The organism is Rhizobiales bacterium NRL2 (genome assembly GCA_001664005.1).
In the GTDB taxonomy this organism is placed as follows: domain Bacteria; phylum Pseudomonadota; class Alphaproteobacteria; order Minwuiales; family Minwuiaceae; genus Minwuia.
In genome coordinates this window covers 1,911,089-1,928,645 of the sequence record CP016093.1, presented here as the reverse complement: position 1 = coordinate 1,928,645, position 17,557 = coordinate 1,911,089, and the positions used below count along the sequence as shown (strand labels likewise).

Sequence of the window (17,557 nt, the reverse complement as noted above, 5' to 3'; positions counted from 1 at the left end):
CTGCTCATTGCCGTGGCTCCTGATGGAAGCGAATCACCCGCGCATTCTAGCGCATCCGGCATGCGTCGCGCGCCTCAGGGTCGCCAGGCATCGGGAATATGCAGCGGCAGGCGTCCGCGGCGCACGATCACCACGTCGAAGCGGAAGCCCTCGACATCGGCTCCTAAACGCCCGGAATCCACCAGATGGCGGGCTGCGCGGACAATCCTGTCGCGCTGGCGGGTGGTCACCGCACGACGGGCGTCATCCTCGTCGTCGCGGCGCTTGACCTCGACGAAGGTCACGATCTTGCCACGGCGCGCAACCAGGTCGATCTCGCCATGGGGCGTGCGCACATTGCGCGCCAGCACGCGGAAGCCCTTCAGCCGCAGCCACAGCCCCGCCAGCCATTCGGCGCGATGTCCGGCGCGCTCGGCGGCACGCCGGTCCGCCCGGCTACGCGCCGCCATCGCCGTCCTTCAGCGCCAGCGCCCGGCGGTAGACCGCCTTGCGGGGGGCGCCGCTTCCGGCCGCGACCGCGTCGACGGCGTCGCGCAGGCTCTCCCGCGTCAGCCTGTCGGCGAGTTCCCGGTCGATCGCCGCCCAGTCGGTTTCCGCCGCCGCCGGGGGGCCGACGATGATGACGATCTCGCCCTTCGGCGGGCCCTCGGCGGCGTAGTGGTCCGCCAGGTCCGGCAGTCCTCCCCGGCGCACTTCCTCGTGCAGCTTCGTCAGTTCCCGCGCCACGGCCGCCGGCCGGTCGCCCAGGACCGCGGCCATGTCACGCAGGCAGTCCGGCAGCCGGCGCGGCGATTCATAGAGCACCAATGTCGCGGCAATGCCGGCGACCTCCGCCAGGAAGCTGCGCCGCGCCGCCTGCTTCGGCGGCGGAAATCCGACGAACATGAACCGATCCGTGGGCAGGCCCGAAACCGACAGAGCCGCGATCACCGCGGAGGGGCCGGGGACGGCCCGGACCGGCACGCCGGCCTCCAGCGCCTCGTCGACGAGCCTGTAACCGGGATCGGAGATCAGTGGCGTCCCGGCGTCGCTGGTCAGCGCGATCACCTGACCTTCGGCGAGGCGGCGCAGGATGTCCGGCCTTGCTCTGGCCGCATTGTGCTCGTGGTAATTGGCGACTGTGGTCCGCGCGCCTATGTGTTGGAGAAGTCTGGCCGCCATCCGCCGGTCCTCCGCCAGGACGAGATCGGCGCTCGCGAGGATCTCTCTGGCGCGTTCGGAGATGTCCCCGAGATTGCCGATCGGCGTGGCGACGACGTAGAGTCCGCTTCCGGGCTTCGGGCGTCGCGGATCGGTTTCGGCAGGCTCGGTACAAGAAGAAGATGGGTGCCCTGATGAGACGATTTTCGATCCCCTACCGCCGCCGCGTATGCGCGCTTGTTCTCGTCGCCTTCGCCGCCGCCGGATGCGAGCAGGCGCAGCGGGAAGAACCTACCACGGCGACGCCCGAAGTGGCGACCACACCCGACCCGCGGCCTGCGCCTTCGACCGAACCTGACAAGCCGGCCCTGCCCGGCGGTCTGGCGAGCGACTCCCTGAACGACTTCGAGACCGCCGCCGCCAGCGACCCCCGCATGCGGGAACTGGTCGGATCCGGTCAGCCGGTGCGAGTGGCGTTGCTGGCGCCGCTCAGCGGCCGCGCCGGCACTGTCGGCCAGATGATGCTGAAGGCGGCGCAGATGGCCGTCTTCGACCAGGGCGCTGATCGGTTGATGCTGATGCCCAAGGACACGGAATCGACGCCGCTGGGCGCCCGGACCGCCGCCGAAGCCGCGGTTGCCGAAGGCGCACATATCATTCTGGGCCCCCTGTTCGGCGATCACGTACCCCTGGTGCGCGACATCGCCGCCCGCAACCGCATCAAGGTGCTGGCCTTTTCCAACGACGCCTCCAAAGCCTCGGACGGCACATTGATCCTCGGTCTGACCCCCGAGACGGAGATAAGGCGCATCGTCGGCTTCGCCGCGCGCAACGGCTATTCGCGGTTCGGCGCCCTGCTGCCGGATTCCAACTACGGCCGGGTGGTGGCCGAGAACCTGCGCGAGGCAGCCATCGACGCAGGCGCCGCCGCCGAACGGATCTACTTCTATCCCGCCGGCGCGCAGGCGAGCGACGACCGTCTGCTGAACGCCGCCAGATCCTTCGCCGATTACGACGCGCGCGCAGCCGCCCTGAAACGAGAGCGCGCCCGGCTCAAGAACCGCGGTGACGATATCTCGAAGCAGGCGCTGCGGCGGCTGGAAAACCTGGACACCTTCGGCGACCCGCCGTTCGACGCCGTGCTGATCGCCGAGCCGCGCAGCCGGTTGCAGACCATGGCGCCGCTGCTGGCCTATTACGACATCGATCCGGAAACGGTGCGCTATCTGGGCATGAGCAGCTGGTACGGTGACGGCCTGGAGACGGAGCCGACGCTGATCGGCGCCTGGTTCCCCCACCCGGATCCGAAACTGATCAACGCCTTCAGCGACCGCTACCGCTCGGAGTACGGCGAAACGCCACTGGATATCGCAGCACTCGCCTATGGCGCCGTGGCGATGACGGCCGATCTGGTGCGCACGGCCCAGCCCGGCCAGAACCCGTTCTCGGCAGACCGGCTGCACAACCCGGACGGCTTCCGCGCCTATCTGGGCGCATTCCGGATCGGGCCGGACAACACCACCGACCGTCAGCTCTCGATCCTGCGGGTGACGGAGAACGGCCCGGCGGTGATCGACGAAGCGCCGGAGAACTTCGATCTGCTGATCAACTGATCCCGCACGGAGCGGATGGCGCGAGAGGCGCGTTATCTGCTATCCGACCTTCCCGAGGGCCGCGGCGGGCGCGGCGAGCAAACGATATCGGGGAGGGAAGCGACATGGCGTACCAGCCGTTCGATCTGACGGGCAAGGTGGCGTTGATCACCGGCGGCAATGGCGGCATCGGTCTGGGCTTCGGCGAGGCCATCGCGGCCGCCGGCGGCGATGTCTCGATCTGGGGCCGCAACGAGGCCAAGAACGCCGAGGCGCTGGAACGGCTGAAGGCCGCCGGGCCCGGCGGCACGCACACGGCGTTCGTCTGCGACGTGGCCGACGAGCAGGATGTGGACAGGCGCTTCGCCGAAACGCTGGAGGCCCATGGCCGGGTCGATGGCTGCTTCGCCAATGCCGGCGTCTCCGCGCGCGGGACGTCCTTCACCGAGATGACGATCGAGGATTGGCGCCACGTCATGTCGGTCAACATGGAGGGCGCGTTCTTCACCTTCCGCGCCGCCACGCGGCACATGGTCGAGCGTTCGAAGAACGGCGATCCCTTCGGCCGGCTGGTCGGCACCGCCTCCCTTGCCGCGCTGTCCGGCCCGGCGCGCAATGAACACTATGCCTTCTCCAAGGGCGGTCTCGTCTCGATGATGAACGCCCTGGCGATCGAGTTCGCGCGCCATGGCGTGACCGCCAACGCCATCCTGCCGGGCTGGATCGAGACGGAGATGACCGAAAAGGCCTTCGCCGATCCGCGGTTTCACGGCAACGTCATGCCGCGCATGCCCATGCGCCGCTGGGGCCGCCCGGAAGACTTCGGCGGCATCGCCGTCTACATCATGTCGGAGGCCTCCGGCTTCCACACCGCCGAGAGCTTCCTGATCGACGGCGGCTACTGGGTGTTCTGACCGGACCGGACCTGTCGGCGTCACAGTTTGATCACCAGCCGGTCATAACGTCCGCCGGTTGCAGCTACTAGATTGTTCATGGAAGGGGCGCGCGGCACTTGCGCGTCCACACGGAACGCCGGGCCTTTCCGCGTTCCGAAAATCCAACCTCTCGGGAGGATTCCAGGAAATGATCAACCGGCTGAAACAGACGACAAGCATGCTGGCGCTCGGCGCCGTCGCCTTTGGCGGCGCCCTGATGATGGACGCCGGCATCGACGGCAAGAAGCTGACGTTCGAACTGCCGGCCGCCCTGGCCAAGGGTGGTCCCGGCGGCGGCGGCCCCGGTGGCGGACCCGGCGGCGGCGGCCCCGGTGGCGGTCCCGGCGGCGGCGGTCCCGGCGGCGGCCCCGGTGGTGGTCCCGGCGGCGGCGGTCCCGGCGGTGGACCCGGCGGCGGCCCCGGTGGTGGTCCCGGCGGCGGCGGTCCGGGCGCGAGTGCTGATGCCGGCGATGGCGGCCCGGGCAACAGCGGCAGCGCGCCGGGTCATGGCGGCAGCGCGCCCGGCCAGAGCGCCGAGGCGCCCGGTCTGAGCGGCACGGCTCCCGGCCAGAGCGGAAACGCCCCGGGCCGTGGCCTCGGCGCAAGCGCAGACGTCGAAGGCGATACGAACGGTCGGGGGCAGGGCAGAGGCCGAGGCCTCGACACGAGCGCCACGGCCCGCGCGGACGCCGATCTCGATGACGGCGAGATCGACGATGCTGACGAAAGCGGCAACCTCGCCGGCAAGCTGGGCGCGCTGAATGCCGCGCACGCCTCCCAGACCGCGCGTGACAATGCTGCACCGAACTCCCGCGTCGGGCTGATCCAGGCCTATGCGGACACGGTGGCCGAGAATGGCAAGGACAGCGCCGAGGCGGAAGCGGCTCTCGAGGCGGCGGCCAACAAGGATGTCGATCAGGACGTCGCCGAGGCCGTCAACGATCTTCTCGGTATCGACGATGCCGACGATGGAATCGATGACGGCGACGACGGCGACGTGGCCGATGACGGCACCGACGACGGTTCGACCGACGATGGCGACGTGGCCGACGACGGCAGCGACGACGGTTCGACCGACGATGGCGACGTGGCCGACGACGGTACCGATGACGGTTCAACCGACGACGGCGACGTGGCCGATGACGGTACCGATGACGGCGACGTGGCCGATGACGGTACCGATGACGGCTCCACCGATGACGGCGAAGTCGCCGAGGGCGACATCGACGACGCCGATACGGATACCGGCAGCGAAAGCTGATCGCGTTCCGTCGGACGGACCGGTCTTCAGGGGCCGGTCCGCAGCGGCCTGGACAGAAGGGGACGCCGGACCGCGAGGTCCGGCGTCCTTCTTTTCGCTCGGGTGGGTGAGGCGGTCAGGCGGTTTCCTGGCGGAGCGCTCGAAGCACAGGCTCGTCGATCCCGGCGCCACCGCCGAGCGCCCGGCTCTGACGGAACGCGCGAACCGCAGCGCGCGTGCGGGGCCCGTCCAGACCGTCGACGGCTCCGGCGTCGAACCCGAGCCTGTTCAACATCGCCTGGACATAACGCACGGTCGCCGGATCCACCGGCTCGACCTCCCCGGCGGGCCGTGGCCGCCACGCGCGCGCAGCCATCTCAGCACGCCTCACCGCGGCCGGCGAAAGCCGCGCCTCCACGGCGTCGACCACCGGCGGGGCCTCCGCGACGCCCTTCCCCTCCGCCAGGATCAGCCATTTGAGGCCGGTTTCCGGATCCGCCGGCATGCCGCGGCCGGCGGCGATCAGGACGCCGAACTTGAACTGGGATCGGGCAACGCCGTATTCGGCGGCACGCTCGTGCCAGCGCATCGCCCAGGGCAGATTCTTCTCGACCCCGACGCCGTTCTCGTAGGCCTGTGCAATGGCGGCCGCGGCCTCGGGGAATCCCTGCCGGGCCGACAGCCGGAACCATCCGGCGGCGCTTTCAGGGTCCCTGGTCACGCTTGCCCCGGTCTGATGGAACAGGCCCATCCGGTACCGCGCCGCCGCATGGCCGGCTTCCGCCGCCTGGCGCATGTAGCGGACGGCTTCCGTCTGGTTTGCCGCCGCGCCCCTGCCGCGATGATGCGCCAGTCCCGCCAGAAAGGCGGCATCGGCATGACCGTCGGCAGCGGCGGCCTCGAACAGACTCAATGCCCGCGCCAGGTCTCTCGGCACCCCTCGCCCGTCGCTGTAGGCAAGGCCCAGCAGGAAACGGGCTTCCGCGTCGCCTTCGTCAGCAAGCGGGCGCAACAGCGCTACGCCCTGCTCCGGCCGGCCATTGTCGAAATGCGATTGCGCCTGGGCGATACGGGTTTGGTCCGCTTGCTGATGCGCCGCGTCAGCCGTATCACTGCCGCCGGCAAGATCCCTGACGTCGTCGACGATACTCTCGCAGCCGCCCAGAGCGAGACCTGCAATGAGCACGGAGGCGAGGGCCGGCCGCGCGAACCTCGCCTGGATGTAGTTCGCTGTCTGATCCATCATCTATCTGTGTCGCCGGTTGCGCCCGCCATCAAGTGGTAGCCGGTGACCTTTCGGTGGCCGGCGGCACGACCGCTTGTCGCTGCCGCATTGCCTCCCGGTGCATGGCAAGCTATTCGAATGTCGGCCTCCGGTCGCCGATCGCACGCAAAAGGGGAGCGCGTTGAACCTCGATTTCTCAGATGACCAGAAGATGCTGCGCGACCATGTGCGGCGCTTCCTGACCGACCGCTGTCCGTCCAGCGCCGTGCGCGCGGTGCTGGAGAGCGACCTGACCCACGACGCCCAGGTCTATACAGGACTGGCCGAACTGGGTGTGCTCGGCGCGGCGATCCCCGAAGAGTTCGGCGGCGCAGGCCAGGGCCCTCTGGAGCTCTGCGTGGTGGCGGAGGAACTGGGCCGGGCGCTGGCGCCCGTGCCCGTGGCCTCGTCGATCTATCTCGCCGCGGACTTCATCATGACCGCCGGCAGCGAGGCGCAGAAGCGCCACTGGCTGCCGAAGCTGGCCGCCGGCGAGGCGATCGGCTGCTTCGCCCATGGCGAAGCGCCGGGGCGCACCACCGTCCGGAACATCGCCACCACGGCCACCGACGGCCGCGTCAGCGGCGTCAAGGCGCCGGTCGCCGATGCCGGCGCCGCCGATTTCGCCATTGTCAGCGTGCGGAACGCCGACGGGCTGTCGCTGCGTCTCGTCGAACTGAATGCCGAGGGTGTGAGAGTGGACACCGTGGACAGCATCGATCCCGCCCGCAAACAGGCCCGCATCACCTTCGAGAACGCACCGTCGGAACCCTTGGGCGACGGCGCCGACGGCGCGCGGACGGTCGAGACCGTGCTCGACAGGGCCGCGGTGCTGCTGGCATTCGAACAGATCGGCGGCGCCGACCGGGCGCTGGAGACCGCGACGGAATATGCCAGGGAGCGCATGGCCTTCGGGCGGCAGATCGGCTCCTTCCAAGCGATCAAGCACATGCTGGCGGACATGTATGTCTCGGCGACGCTGGCGCGCTCCAACGCCTATTACGGCGCCTGGGCGATCTCGAACGGCGCGGCGGAGACCCCCGTCGCCGCGGCCACGGCGCGGGTTTCGGCGACGCAGGCCTATCAGCACTGCGCGAAGAACAACATCCAGGTTCATGGCGGCATGGGTTTCACCTGGGCCTTCGACTGCCATCTGCACTATCGCCGCGCCAACGGACTAGCCCTGGCTCTCGGGCCGCTGTCGGCCTGGGAAGACCGGCTGATCGAGCAAATGCGCAACGCCAACGCTTCCGCCGCCTGAAGGGAGAAACGAAGATGGATTTCGACGATACCCCGGAAGAGGCCGAGTTCCGCAAGACCGCCCGGGCCTGGATTGCGGCCAATGCGCCGAAGCACCTGGAGCCCGAACTGAAGCAGGCCGGCTTCGCCACCAGCGGCATCACGTCGATGGACCCGCTGGTCGCCTCCCGGGAATGGCAGAAGAAGAAGTACGATGCCGGCTGGGCCTGCCTGCACTGGCCGAAGGAGTATGGCGGCGCGGCGGCGACTCCGATCCAGCGCGTCATCTGGGGCCAGGAGGAAGGCGTCTACGCCAAGCTCTCCAGCCCCTTCCTGATCGGTCAGGGCATGTGTGGCCCCACCGTCATGGAGTGGGCGGACGAAGAGACGAAGCGGCGGATGCTGCCGCCGCTGGCCTCGGGCGAGGAAATCTGGTGCCAGCTCTTCTCCGAACCCGCGGCCGGCTCCGACCTGGCCGGCATCCGCACCCGCGCCGAGCAGCAGGACAATGGCGACTGGATCGTCAACGGCCAGAAGATCTGGACCTCCGGCGCGCACCGCGCCCAGTACGGCCTGCTCATCGCGCGCACCGACCCGAACGTGGCCAAGCACAAGGGCCTGACAATGTTCTTCCTGGACATGCGCTCGGAGGGCGTCGAGGTCCGGCCGATCAGGCAGGCCAACGGCGACGCCAATTTCAACGAGGTCTTCTTCACCGACGTGCGCATCCCCGACAGCCAGCGGCTCGGCCGGGTCGGCGAAGGCTGGCGCGTTTCGCTGACGACGCTGATGAACGAGCGGCTGTCCATCGGGTCGGGCATGCCCACGGGCTTTCCCGAGATGTTCGATTTCTGCATGAACGCGGAGATCGACGGCCGGCCGGCGGTGGACGACCCCGCGGTCCGCTCGCGGCTGGCGAACTTCGCGGTCCGCGCCTCGGGCCTGAAATACACCGGCATGCGGGCGATCAGCGCGCTGTCCAAGGGCGAGACGCCCGGGCCGGAGAACTCCATCGGCAAGCTGGTCGCCGGCTCGATGATGCAGGAACTCGCAATGTTCGCGCTCGACGTCCAGGGCCAGGCCGGCGTGATGACGGGCGACGACGCCGAGGCCAGGGGCCGCTTCCAGGCCATGCTGCTACGCTCACCCGCGACCCGCATCGAGGGCGGCTCCGACGAGATCCTGCGCAACATCATCGGCGAACGGGTGCTGGGCCTGCCCGGCGACATCCGCGTCGACAAGGACGTCGCCTTCAACGAGATCCCCACCAGCGGCAAGGACTGACGTCCAGAGCACCTGAAGTCCGGTTTCCGACGGCGAAAGCCGGCTTCCCTAGTTGGGAATCTCGGGTTCGAAGACGGCCACGTCGTCGATGACCTCGGAATGGGGCGCCTGGCCCGGTAGCGCGCCCTTCCGCTCCGCCCAGTCGGTGCCGGCGATCTGGTCCAGCAGCGGACCCCACTGCTCGAACATGCGCAGCCGCTCCTCCTCCAGTTCCGGCCGGGGATGGCTCTCGCGGACATTGCGGATGTCGTTGCGGTCCTCGTAGACCCCCTTGCCCGCGGCCCGCACGGCGAGGAATGCCTTGTCGCGGTCCGGCGGGCTGACATTGGCCTCCCGCATCAACTGCAGGAACAGGAAGTCGGCCTCGTCGCGGTCCAGGCCGCAATGCGGCTCCGGATCGCCCTTCTGGTAGAGATAGCAGTAGTCGTGGACGATCGAGGCTTCGGTGTGGCGCCCTGTCACCGAAAGGAAGCTGCGCGCGATCGGCGGCACGCTGGCGAGGTCGGTCAGCATGCCCGCCGGCACCGTCACCACGGTGCCCGGGCCGGCCTGGTCGTCGGTCTTGCGCCAGTAGCGGACAGAATAGTCGCGAAGGACGATGTAGTTGTTGCCCTCGCCGCGGCGGTTGCCGTTCAGCAGCCGGCCCAGCAGCATGTGATCCTGATAGCGGACCCTGGAGAAGGGATTGGTCATGGCTTGCCCCCTTGCCGCACGCCCTGACCAGAATCACGCCGCGACGGCCAACGCCGCGCAAGTGACATTCGTCGCACACCTGTCATCTCACGCGGTCCTCGCCTCCTTCACTCCCAGTTCGGCCATCATCGCCTGGCGCATCTCGATCTTGCGGGCCTTGCCGGTCACCGTCATGGGGAACTCGGTCACCGACTTCACGTAGCGCGGAATCTTGTAGTGGGCGATCTGCTCTTCGCAGAACGCGCGGACACTTTCGACAGTGACCTTCGCGCTGGCCCGCGCCACGATCCAGGCACAGAGCTCCTCGCCGAAGCGTTCGTCGGGCACGCCAAAGACCTGCGCATCGGCGATGTCGGGATGGCCGCGCAGGAATTCCTCGATCTCGGCGGGGTAGATGTTCTCGCCGCCGCGGATAACCATGTCCTTCACCCGGCCGATGATGTTGCAGAAGCCCTCGTCGTCGAAGCGGCCGAGATCGCCGGTGTGCATCCAGCCGCCGGCGTCGATCGCCTCGGCCGTCCGCTCGGGATCGTCCCAGTAACCCTGCATGACCAGATAGCCGCGCGTGCAGATTTCGCCCTCCTGCCCCACGGGCACGGTTTCACCGGCTTCGTCGACGATCTTCACCTCGGCATGTGGCTGGACGCGCCCGACCGTGGAGACGCGGCGGTGGACGGGGTCGGTGATCGCCGTCTGGAAGGAGACCGGCGAGGTTTCGGTCATGCCATAGGCGATGGTGATCTCACCGGCGTGCATGTCGCGCATGACCCGCTCCATCAGACTGGCCGGACAGGGCGCGCCGGACATGATGCCGGTACGCAGCGAGGTCAGGTCGAAGCGGCGGAAATCCGGATGCTCGACCATGGCGAGGAACATGGTCGGCACGCCATGGACCGCGGTGCAGCGCTCGCGTTCCAGGGCCTTCAGGGTCTGGCCGGCTTCGAAGCCCTCGCCGGGGAACACCATGCAGGCGCCATGCGCCACACAGGCCAGGTTGCCCAGCACCATGCCGAAGCAATGGTAGAGCGGCACCGGAATGCAGAGCCGGTCCTGCTCGCTCAGGTTCATCGCCCGGCCGACGAAACAGCCGTTGTTGACGATGTTGCGATGGGTCAGCGTCGCGCCCTTGGGCGCGCCGGTGGTGCCAGAAGTGAACTGGATGTTGATCGCGTCCTCCGCCTTCAGCCGGCCGCACAGGCCGTCCAGTCGGCTGCGATAGGCGGTCCGGCCCCGCGCCATCACATCCGCCCATGCGTACATGCCCGGCCGCTTCTCCGCGCCCAGATGGATCACCGTCCGCAGCTTCGGCAACCGCTCGGCGCGCAACCGGCCCGGCGCGGCGTCCGCCAGCTCCGGCGCCAGGTCGTTCAGCATCCCGACATAGTCGGAGCTCTTGAAGCGCTCCGCGGTGATCAGCGCCGCGCAGCCGACCTTGTTCAGGGCGTATTCCAGCTCGGCGCGGCGGTAGGCGGGGTTGATGTTGACCAGGATCAGCCCGATCCGCGCCGTGGCGAATTGCGCCAGCAGCCATTCGGAGCGGTTGGGCGACCAGATCCCGACCCGGTCGCCGCGGTAGAGTCCCAGAGAAAGCAGGCCGGCGGCGCAGCGGTCGACCCGGGCGGCGAACTCGGCCCAGGTCCAGCGCACGCCCTCGGCGGCGAAGACAGCCGCCGGCCGGTCCGGCCACTTGCGGACGGCGCGCGCCAGAAATCCCGGCACAGTCTCCCGCCGCAGAGGCGGGACGCTCGCCCCCTTCACATGGGATCTGCCGCCAGGAGGCGCGGTCATCGCGCTACATCTTGCGCCAGTCGCCCGCCCTCTCGAAGGCGCCGGCGGCCTGGTAGATGGTGCTTTCGGCGTAGTGCTTGCCGACCAGCATCAGGGAGATCGGCAGCCCGTCGCCCATGCCGCAGGGCACGGCCATGGCCGGATGGCCGGTGGTGTCGAAGGGCGCGGTGTTGTTCAGCATCTCGAAGGCGCGCTGCAGATACTCGGACAGCGGCGCGTCGGGCGCCGGGATCGGCTGCGCCTTCATCGGCGTGGTCGGCATCAGCAGCAGATCGTAGGCCCCGAGCATCTGGTCGTAGGCCTCGCGCAGCTTGCGCGCCAGGTTCTGCGCCTTGGCGTAGAAGTGACCCCGGTAGTGGCGCTGGAAGTACTCGCCGACCATCATGGATATCTTCAGGCTGTCGGAGAGCTCGTCGGCGCGCGAGCGCCAGTTGGAATGGAAGTCGAGCAGGCTGGTGACATAGAGGCCCTCCCAGCCCGTGCCCATGCCGTTGCCCTTCATCATCTGGTTGGTCAGGCCCTCCAGCGCGATCGGCGTCCAGATCGCGGTGCCCATGTTGTGCATCGGGATCGAGACCTCGTCGACCGTCGCGCCCATCTCGCGGAAACGCTCGGCCGCCGCGCGGTTGGCGTCGTCGACGTCGCGTTCGGATTCCTCGCGGCCGAAGCCCTCCTTGACCATGCCGATGCGCAGGCCGCCGACGCCACGGTTCACGGCCGCCGTGTAGTTGTCCGTCTTCGGTGCGTACTGGCGCGGGTCAAGACCGTCCGCGCCGGCGATGACTTCCAGCATCAGGGCGTTGTCGTGGACGCTCCGGGTCATCGGGCCGGTATGGTCGATCGTGTTCTCGATCGGCATGACCCCGGAATAGGGCACCAGCCCGTGCGTCGGCTTCATGCCGTAGCAGCCGCAGAAGCTGGCCGGCATGCGGATGGAGCCGCCCTGGTCGCCGCCGATCGCCATGTCGACCTCCCCCGCGCCGACCAGCGCGCCGGAGCCGGACGAGGAGCCGCCCGCCGAGAAGCCGCGCTTGTGGGGGTTGTGCACGGGCCCGGTGGCGTTGGTGTGGCTGCCGCCCGAGAGGCAGAAATACTCGCAATGCGCCTTGCCCACGATGGTCGCGCCGGCATCCAGCAGCCGCGTCACGATGGTGGCGTCGACATCGGGGACGTAGCCCTTCAGCGTCGAGGCGCCGTTCATCATCGGCACGCCGGCCAGGCAGACATTGTCCTTCAGCGCGACCGTCCTGCCGGCCAGCGGCCCGCGCGGCGCGCCCTTGATCTCCGTTTTCACGTACCAGGCGTTCATCGGATTCTCGTCCGGGCCGGGGCGGTACCCGGCGGTCCGCGGATAGTCGACAGGCGGCAGGTAGTCAGGCAGGGAATCGATCAGATCATAGGCCTGCATGTTGCCTTCCATCAGATCCATGAACTCGCGGATGCGTTCGTCCGGCATGTGCATGCCGAAGTCCTCCACGATGGCGCGCATCTGGGAGAGGGTGGGTCGCTTCACGGTCATGTAGATCGCCTCCTGTACGGGCGTCGGACGCGCTGGCTGGTGCGGTGTCATGTCGGCGGCCTGGCGCGTTGCCTTCGCCGACGGTCCGGGTGTCGTCGCCGGGCGCTTGCCGGCCGATGTGGCGGCGCGGGGCTGACGGCCGGCGCCGAAGCCGGTGAACTCTTCGATCAGTTCGGGGTCGTTGGCGGCGGCCGAGACCTCTCCGGTCACCACACCCTTCTGCAGCAGCAGGATCCGGTCGGAAAGCTCGGTGATGAATTCCAGGTTCTGCTCCACCAGGATGATGGATATGCCGCGGTCGCGGCGCAGCTTCTGCAGCAGGGCGCCGATGTCGTCGACGATGGACGGCTGGATGCCCTCGGTCGGCTCGTCCAGCAGGATGACCACGGGATCGCTGATCAGGCAGCGGGCCAGAGCGAGGATCTGCTGCTCGCCGCCGGAAAGCGCGCCGCCGCGGCGGTCCAGCATCGGCTCCAGCCGAGGAAACTCCGCGACCATGCGCTGCACGGCCTCGTGCTCGTCGGCCTGGTGGGCGGCGATGCCCATGCGCAGATTGTCGGTCACCGAAAGCATGGGAAAGATGCCCCGTCCCTGAGGCACGTAGCCGATGCCCATGCGGTTGCGCTCGTGTGCGGGCTCGCGGGTGATGTCCATGCCGTCGAAATCGATCCGCCCGCCGGTGGGCCGGATGATGCCGCAGAGCGTCTTCAGCAGGGTCGTCTTGCCCATGCCGTTGTGGCCGAGCACGCCGACGATCTCGCCCTCGCCCAGGTCGAGGTCGATACCGTGCAGCACCGGCACCCGGCCGTAGCCGGCGCGCAGCCCCCTCGCTTGCAGGATCGCCTCGCCGCTCATTGCTTCCTGTGCCCCAGATAGACCTCGCGGACCGTCGGATCGGCCGAGACCCTGTCCATGGTGTCCTCGATCAGGATCGCGCCGCGATGGAAGACCGTGACCTTCTCCGCGATCATGCGGATGAACTGCATGTCGTGTTCAACGACGATCAGGGTGGCCGTCTCGTTGATCTCCCGGATCAGTTCGGCGGTCAGTTCCACTTCCTCGTGGGTCATGCCCGCCGCCGGCTCGTCCAGCAGCACCAGCCAGGGTTCGGCGGCGACGACCATGCCGAGTTCCACCCACTGGCGCTTCCCGTGGGAAAGCTCGTTGACCGGTTCGTTGCGTATGTCGCCCAGACGTAGGCGCTCGATCGTCTCCTCCACCAGAGCGCGGGCGCGGCGGCTGTCGTGCCAGCGGCGCGCCGACAGCCAGATGTTCTCGCGCACTGTCAGTCCCTCGAAGACGTTCGGAACCTGCGTCTTGATGCCAACGCCCAGGCCGGCGATCTCGTGGCTGTGGGCGCGTTTCACGTTGAGATCGCGGATCACGACGTCGCCATGGGTGGGTTCGAGCTGGCCGGTCAGGCACTTGAAGAAGGTGCTCTTGCCGGCGCCGTTCGGCCCGATCAGGCAGCGAAGCTCCCGCTCCCTCAGTGAGAAATCGACCTGGTCGACGGCGACGACGCCGCCGAAGTGCACCGACAGCCCGCGCGTCTCGACGACGATCTCGCCCCTATCCCTCATGATGGGCCTCCGTCGAGGCGCCGGAGCGCTTGCGGCTGCGCGGTCTGCGCCGTCCACGGCGCGAGAACTCGCGACGGCGGCCGGTGCGCGCGTCCCAGAACTCGATCACACTGGGTACGATGCCCCGCGGGACCAGCAGGACGAAGACGACCAGGATGACGCCCAGGATCAGGTTGTTGTTGATCGTGCTCTGCTGGCCCAGGCCGCTGGTCAGATAGAACAGCGCCAGCGCGCCGAGGATGGGTCCGATCAGCGTGCCGCGGCCGCCGACGATCACCCAGATGATGGTCAGCGCGGCGTTGTAGAGGTTGAAGACGTCCGGCGTCACGCGGCCCACGCCATTGGCGAACAGCACGCCAGCCGCGCCGGCCAGTCCGCCGCCGATGGTGAACAGACCCAGCTTGTTCAGGCGGATGTCATAGCCGATCAGTTCCGCGCGCAGCTCGTTCTCGCGGATGGCCACCGCGACGCGGCCGAAATGGGTCCGGGTCAGCCAGACGCAGCCGAAATAGGCAACGATCAGGGTCGCCATGGCGACGTAGAAGACATCCTCCGGGAACAGGAACCAGTTCGCGTATCCCGGCACGTTGAGCGGCGGCGCGTTGATGCCGTTGAAACCGCCCAGCAGGGCGTCGCCGATCTTGTACTCCGGTCCCGAGGTCCGCCGCATGAGGTTGTAGAAGATCAGCGTGACCGTCAGCGTGATCACCGCCAGATAGACGTCTGAGACCCGTCCGTAGAAGACGAAATAACCCAGCACCGCGGCGAAGGCGGCGGCGGCCAGGATGGCGACGACGACGGCCCAGCTGGTGCCGCCGAAATTGATCGCGGCGACGACATAGGCGTAGGCGCCGACGCCGAAGAAGGTCGTCTGGCCGAAGCACAGGATGCCGCCGAAGCCCCAGATCAGCCCGAGGCTGAGCGCCAGCAGCGCCAGCGCCAGGGCGGTCGTCAGGTTGATGATGGTGAACAGTTCCAGCACCTGCGGCGCGCCCAGCAGGAAGATCACGGCCAGGACGCCGGTGATGGTCAGCCAGCGGTTCTCCCGGGCGCGGCTCACAGGCTTTTCCGGAAGAACTTGGAGGTGATGCCCTGGGGCATGAGCCTGAGCAGGACGATGGCGACCACCAGCAGTCCCACCTCGCCGATGGTGGGGCCTGTGACGTAACTCAGAACCGAGTTGACGCTGCCCAGCAGGGCCGAGGCCGAAAGCGTGCCGGACAGGATCGCCGCACCGCCGGAAATCACCGTGATGAAAGCCTTGGCGATGTAGGTGGCTCCGATGGTCGGCAGCACGCCCGTGACCGGCGCCAGCAGACCGCCGGCCAGGCCCGACACGGCCGCGCCCAGGCCGAAGGTGACGGCGTAGATCCGTCCCGTCGAGACGCCCAGCGCCGAGGCGATCTCCGCCCCCTGCATGGTGCCGCGGGCCAGCAGGCCGAGCTTGGTGTAGCGGAGCACGGCGTAGACGGCGATCGAGAGCAGGGCCGTCATTGCGATAAGGAAGATCTCGTATCCCGAGGAGGTGAAACCGCCGATCCGGACCGCGCCGATCGGCGGCGAGATGGTGGTCGCCGTCTGGGCCCCGAAGATGGTGGTGATCAGACCGATCAGCACCAGCGACAGACCCCATGTCGCCAGCAGGGTGTCGACCATGCGTCCATAGAGGAAGCGGATCATCAGCCGCTCCACGACGAGGCCGATGATCCCCACCACCAGCGGCGCCAGGATCAGCATCGCGATCCAGATGTTGACGCCGGCATTGGTGGAGATGACCACCGTGTAGCCGCCCAGCATGAGGAACTCGCCATGGGCCAGGTTGATGACCCGCATCATGCCGAAGATGATCGCCAGCCCCAGCGAGATCAGCACGAGGTTGGCGACGCCATAGACGATCTGCAGGGCCAGAGCGGCGTAGAGGTCCAAGTTTCGGCGTTCCTTGTTCGAGGCGGCGCGAGAGGCGGTGGAAGCGGCCGGACCCCGCCAGGGCGCCCGGCCGCCGGATCGCGGACTACTTGATGCCCGCCGCCTCCAGGCCGTTCTCGAACAGGAAGGCGGACTGGTTCGGGTTCTCGATCAGGTTGCAGACCTGCATGGTGTCGGTCGGCTTCTGCTCCGGGAACTTCTCCAGCACGTTGAACTTCTGATCCTGCACCTCGGCGATGTAGGCGTTGAGCGTCGCATGGTGGGAGGTCGGCTCGATGGAAATGACGCCAGACGGCCCGTCGAAAGTGACATTGCCTTCCAGCGCCTCGATCACCGCCATGCGGTCCAGCGTGCCGGCCGCCTTCACGCCTTCCGCCCAGAGGTGGATGCCCTCGTAGGAGCGAACGGCCAGTTCGTTCAGATACGGCGCGTCGGCGCCGCCGTACTGATCCTTGAAGCGCTTGACGAAGGCCTGGTTCCGCGGCGTGTCGATCTCCTCGTAATAGGTGTAGGAGGTCAGCATGCCGTTGCCTTCCTCCGCCGAGATCGACTGGTGCTCGTTGCCCAGACCGAAGGTCGTGGAGGCGACCGGGATGCTGCCCTTCATGCCGGCGGCCGCGTACTGGCGGTAGAAGGAGATGTGCGCGCCGCCGACCAGCGCCGACCAGACCATGTCGGGCTTGGCCGCCTGGATCTTCTGGATGGTGGGTCCGAAGTTGGTGACGTCCAGCGGGAAGAACTCGGTGGCCACCGTCTCGCCGCCCTGCTCGGCGACGTACTTCTGCACCCAGTCGGCGATGATCTGGCCGTAGTTGTAGTCGGCGGCCACGATGTAGACCTTCTTGCCCCACTTGTTCATCACGTGCGGCACCAGCTTCTCGACCGTATGCGCCGGCGTGGAGCCAGTGCAGAAGGTGTTCTTGTCGCAGACCCCGCCCTCGTACTGGACGTTGTAGAAATAGAGCACGTTGAAACGGCTGAGCGTCGGCCGGATAGCCTCGCGGGAGGCCGAGGTGATGCCCGCATGGACCACGTCGGCGCGGTCAGAGGCCGCCGCCTGGGTCGCGTACTGGGTGTAGAGCTGAATGGTCGACTGCGGGTCGTACATCGTCAGTTCGACCGGCCGCCCGAGCAGGCCGCCGGCCTCGTTGATCTCGGCCACGGCCATCTCGCTGGCGCTGACCATCGGCCGGCCATAGATGTCGAGACCGCCGGACTGATCCAGGATGCTGACCAGCTTGATCGGATCGGCCGCGTGCGCCCGCCCGATGATCGCCGGGGCCGCCAGCGCCGCCGCGGTCGCGGCGGTGCCCTTGAGAAAGGTTCTGCGCGTCGCCTTCATGTTGCTGCTCCCTGT

The 17,557-nt window shown here is 68.1% G+C and carries 15 protein-coding genes; 5 read left to right on the top strand and 10 right to left on the bottom strand.

Going from position 1 to position 17,557, the window contains the following annotated elements:
• Positions 1–74: 74 nt before the first annotated feature.
• A complete protein-coding gene (locus tag TEF_08910) occupies positions 75–449 on the bottom strand; it encodes a hypothetical protein (protein ANK80903.1) in 375 nt (124 codons plus the stop codon).
• A complete protein-coding gene (locus TEF_08905) occupies positions 436–1,344 on the bottom strand; it encodes a 16S rRNA (cytidine(1402)-2'-O)-methyltransferase (GenBank protein ID ANK80902.1) in 909 nt (302 codons plus the stop codon). The genes TEF_08910 and TEF_08905 overlap by 14 nt, the downstream gene beginning before the upstream one ends.
• Between TEF_08905 and TEF_08900 the strand changes: the two genes are divergently transcribed.
• The 3 genes from TEF_08900 (at position 1,323) to TEF_08890 (ending at position 4,928) form a co-directional block, all read left to right on the top strand.
• Complete coding sequence (locus tag TEF_08900; protein ID ANK80901.1) at positions 1,323–2,753, top strand: hypothetical protein; 1,431 nt, start codon at positions 1,323–1,325, stop codon at positions 2,751–2,753. The two genes, TEF_08905 and TEF_08900, sit on opposite strands and share 22 nt — an antisense overlap.
• Before the next feature lie 104 nt (positions 2,754–2,857).
• Positions 2,858–3,646, top strand: a complete 789-nt coding sequence (locus TEF_08895) for a 2-deoxy-D-gluconate 3-dehydrogenase (GenBank protein ANK80900.1) — start codon at positions 2,858–2,860, stop codon at positions 3,644–3,646.
• Between the two features lie 169 nt (positions 3,647–3,815).
• On the top strand, positions 3,816–4,928 hold the full coding sequence (locus TEF_08890) for a hypothetical protein (GenBank protein ANK80899.1): 1,113 nt from the start codon (positions 3,816–3,818) through the stop codon (positions 4,926–4,928).
• A 115-nt stretch (positions 4,929–5,043) separates the two neighbouring features.
• On the opposite strand, the gene TEF_08885 is transcribed toward TEF_08890, so the two are convergent.
• Positions 5,044–6,153, bottom strand: coding sequence for a hypothetical protein (locus tag TEF_08885; GenBank protein ANK80898.1), 1,110 nt, complete (start codon positions 6,151–6,153; stop codon positions 5,044–5,046).
• A gap of 160 nt (positions 6,154–6,313) precedes the next feature.
• On the opposite strand from TEF_08885, the gene TEF_08880 reads away from it, so the two are divergent.
• Positions 6,314–7,432 carry an acyl-CoA dehydrogenase gene (locus tag TEF_08880; GenBank protein ANK80897.1) on the top strand — a complete coding sequence of 373 codons (1,119 nt, stop codon included), beginning with the start codon at positions 6,314–6,316 and terminating at the stop codon, positions 7,430–7,432.
• Positions 7,433–7,446: 14 nt separating this feature from the next.
• Complete coding sequence (locus tag TEF_08875) at positions 7,447–8,694, top strand: acyl-CoA dehydrogenase (GenBank protein ID ANK80896.1); 1,248 nt, start codon at positions 7,447–7,449, stop codon at positions 8,692–8,694.
• A gap of 48 nt (positions 8,695–8,742) precedes the next feature.
• On the opposite strand, the gene TEF_08870 is transcribed toward TEF_08875, so the two are convergent.
• From TEF_08870 to TEF_08840, 7 genes are all read right to left on the bottom strand, one after another.
• Positions 8,743–9,387 (bottom strand): hypothetical protein, encoded by a 645-nt coding sequence (locus TEF_08870; GenBank protein ID ANK80895.1) that lies wholly within the window; start codon positions 9,385–9,387, stop codon positions 8,743–8,745.
• 87 nt (positions 9,388–9,474) lie between these two features.
• Positions 9,475–11,175 (bottom strand): AMP-binding protein, encoded by a 1,701-nt coding sequence (locus TEF_08865; protein ANK80894.1) that lies wholly within the window; start codon positions 11,173–11,175, stop codon positions 9,475–9,477.
• Positions 11,176–11,179: 4 nt separating this feature from the next.
• Positions 11,180–12,694, bottom strand: a complete 1,515-nt coding sequence (locus TEF_08860) for an amidase (GenBank protein ANK83374.1) — start codon at positions 12,692–12,694, stop codon at positions 11,180–11,182.
• Positions 12,695–13,545: 851 nt separating this feature from the next.
• Complete coding sequence (locus tag TEF_08855) at positions 13,546–14,274, bottom strand: ABC transporter ATP-binding protein (protein ID ANK80893.1); 729 nt, start codon at positions 14,272–14,274, stop codon at positions 13,546–13,548.
• Positions 14,264–15,334 (bottom strand): hypothetical protein, encoded by a 1,071-nt coding sequence (locus TEF_08850; GenBank protein ANK80892.1) that lies wholly within the window; start codon positions 15,332–15,334, stop codon positions 14,264–14,266. Before TEF_08850 ends, TEF_08855 begins: the two co-directional genes overlap by 11 nt.
• Complete coding sequence (locus TEF_08845; GenBank protein ID ANK80891.1) at positions 15,331–16,200, bottom strand: urea ABC transporter; 870 nt, start codon at positions 16,198–16,200, stop codon at positions 15,331–15,333. The genes TEF_08850 and TEF_08845 overlap by 4 nt, the downstream gene beginning before the upstream one ends.
• A gap of 85 nt (positions 16,201–16,285) precedes the next feature.
• Positions 16,286–17,542, bottom strand: a complete 1,257-nt coding sequence (locus TEF_08840; protein ID ANK80890.1) for an urea ABC transporter — start codon at positions 17,540–17,542, stop codon at positions 16,286–16,288.
• Positions 17,543–17,557: the final 15 nt, after the last annotated feature.

What these genes read in the sequence shown, in the direction of transcription:
- TEF_08910 (ANK80903.1), bottom strand. Translation starts at nt 449, where the DNA reads ATGGCGGCGCGTAGCCGGGCGGACCGGCGTGCCGCCGAGCGCGCCGGA.
- TEF_08860 (ANK83374.1), bottom strand. Translation starts at nt 12,694, where the DNA reads ATGACCGTGAAGCGACCCACCCTCTCCCAGATGCGCGCCATCGTGGAG.
- TEF_08900 (ANK80901.1), top strand. Translation starts at nt 1,323, where the DNA reads ATGGGTGCCCTGATGAGACGATTTTCGATCCCCTACCGCCGCCGCGTA.
- TEF_08865 (ANK80894.1), bottom strand. Translation starts at nt 11,175, where the DNA reads ATGACCGCGCCTCCTGGCGGCAGATCCCATGTGAAGGGGGCGAGCGTC.
- TEF_08870 (ANK80895.1), bottom strand. Translation starts at nt 9,387, where the DNA reads ATGACCAATCCCTTCTCCAGGGTCCGCTATCAGGATCACATGCTGCTG.
- TEF_08895 (ANK80900.1), top strand. Translation starts at nt 2,858, where the DNA reads ATGGCGTACCAGCCGTTCGATCTGACGGGCAAGGTGGCGTTGATCACC.
- TEF_08875 (ANK80896.1), top strand. Translation starts at nt 7,447, where the DNA reads ATGGATTTCGACGATACCCCGGAAGAGGCCGAGTTCCGCAAGACCGCC.
- TEF_08855 (ANK80893.1), bottom strand. Translation starts at nt 14,274, where the DNA reads ATGAGGGATAGGGGCGAGATCGTCGTCGAGACGCGCGGGCTGTCGGTG.
- TEF_08890 (ANK80899.1), top strand. Translation starts at nt 3,816, where the DNA reads ATGATCAACCGGCTGAAACAGACGACAAGCATGCTGGCGCTCGGCGCC.
- TEF_08840 (ANK80890.1), bottom strand. Translation starts at nt 17,542, where the DNA reads ATGAAGGCGACGCGCAGAACCTTTCTCAAGGGCACCGCCGCGACCGCG.
- TEF_08885 (ANK80898.1), bottom strand. Translation starts at nt 6,153, where the DNA reads ATGATGGATCAGACAGCGAACTACATCCAGGCGAGGTTCGCGCGGCCG.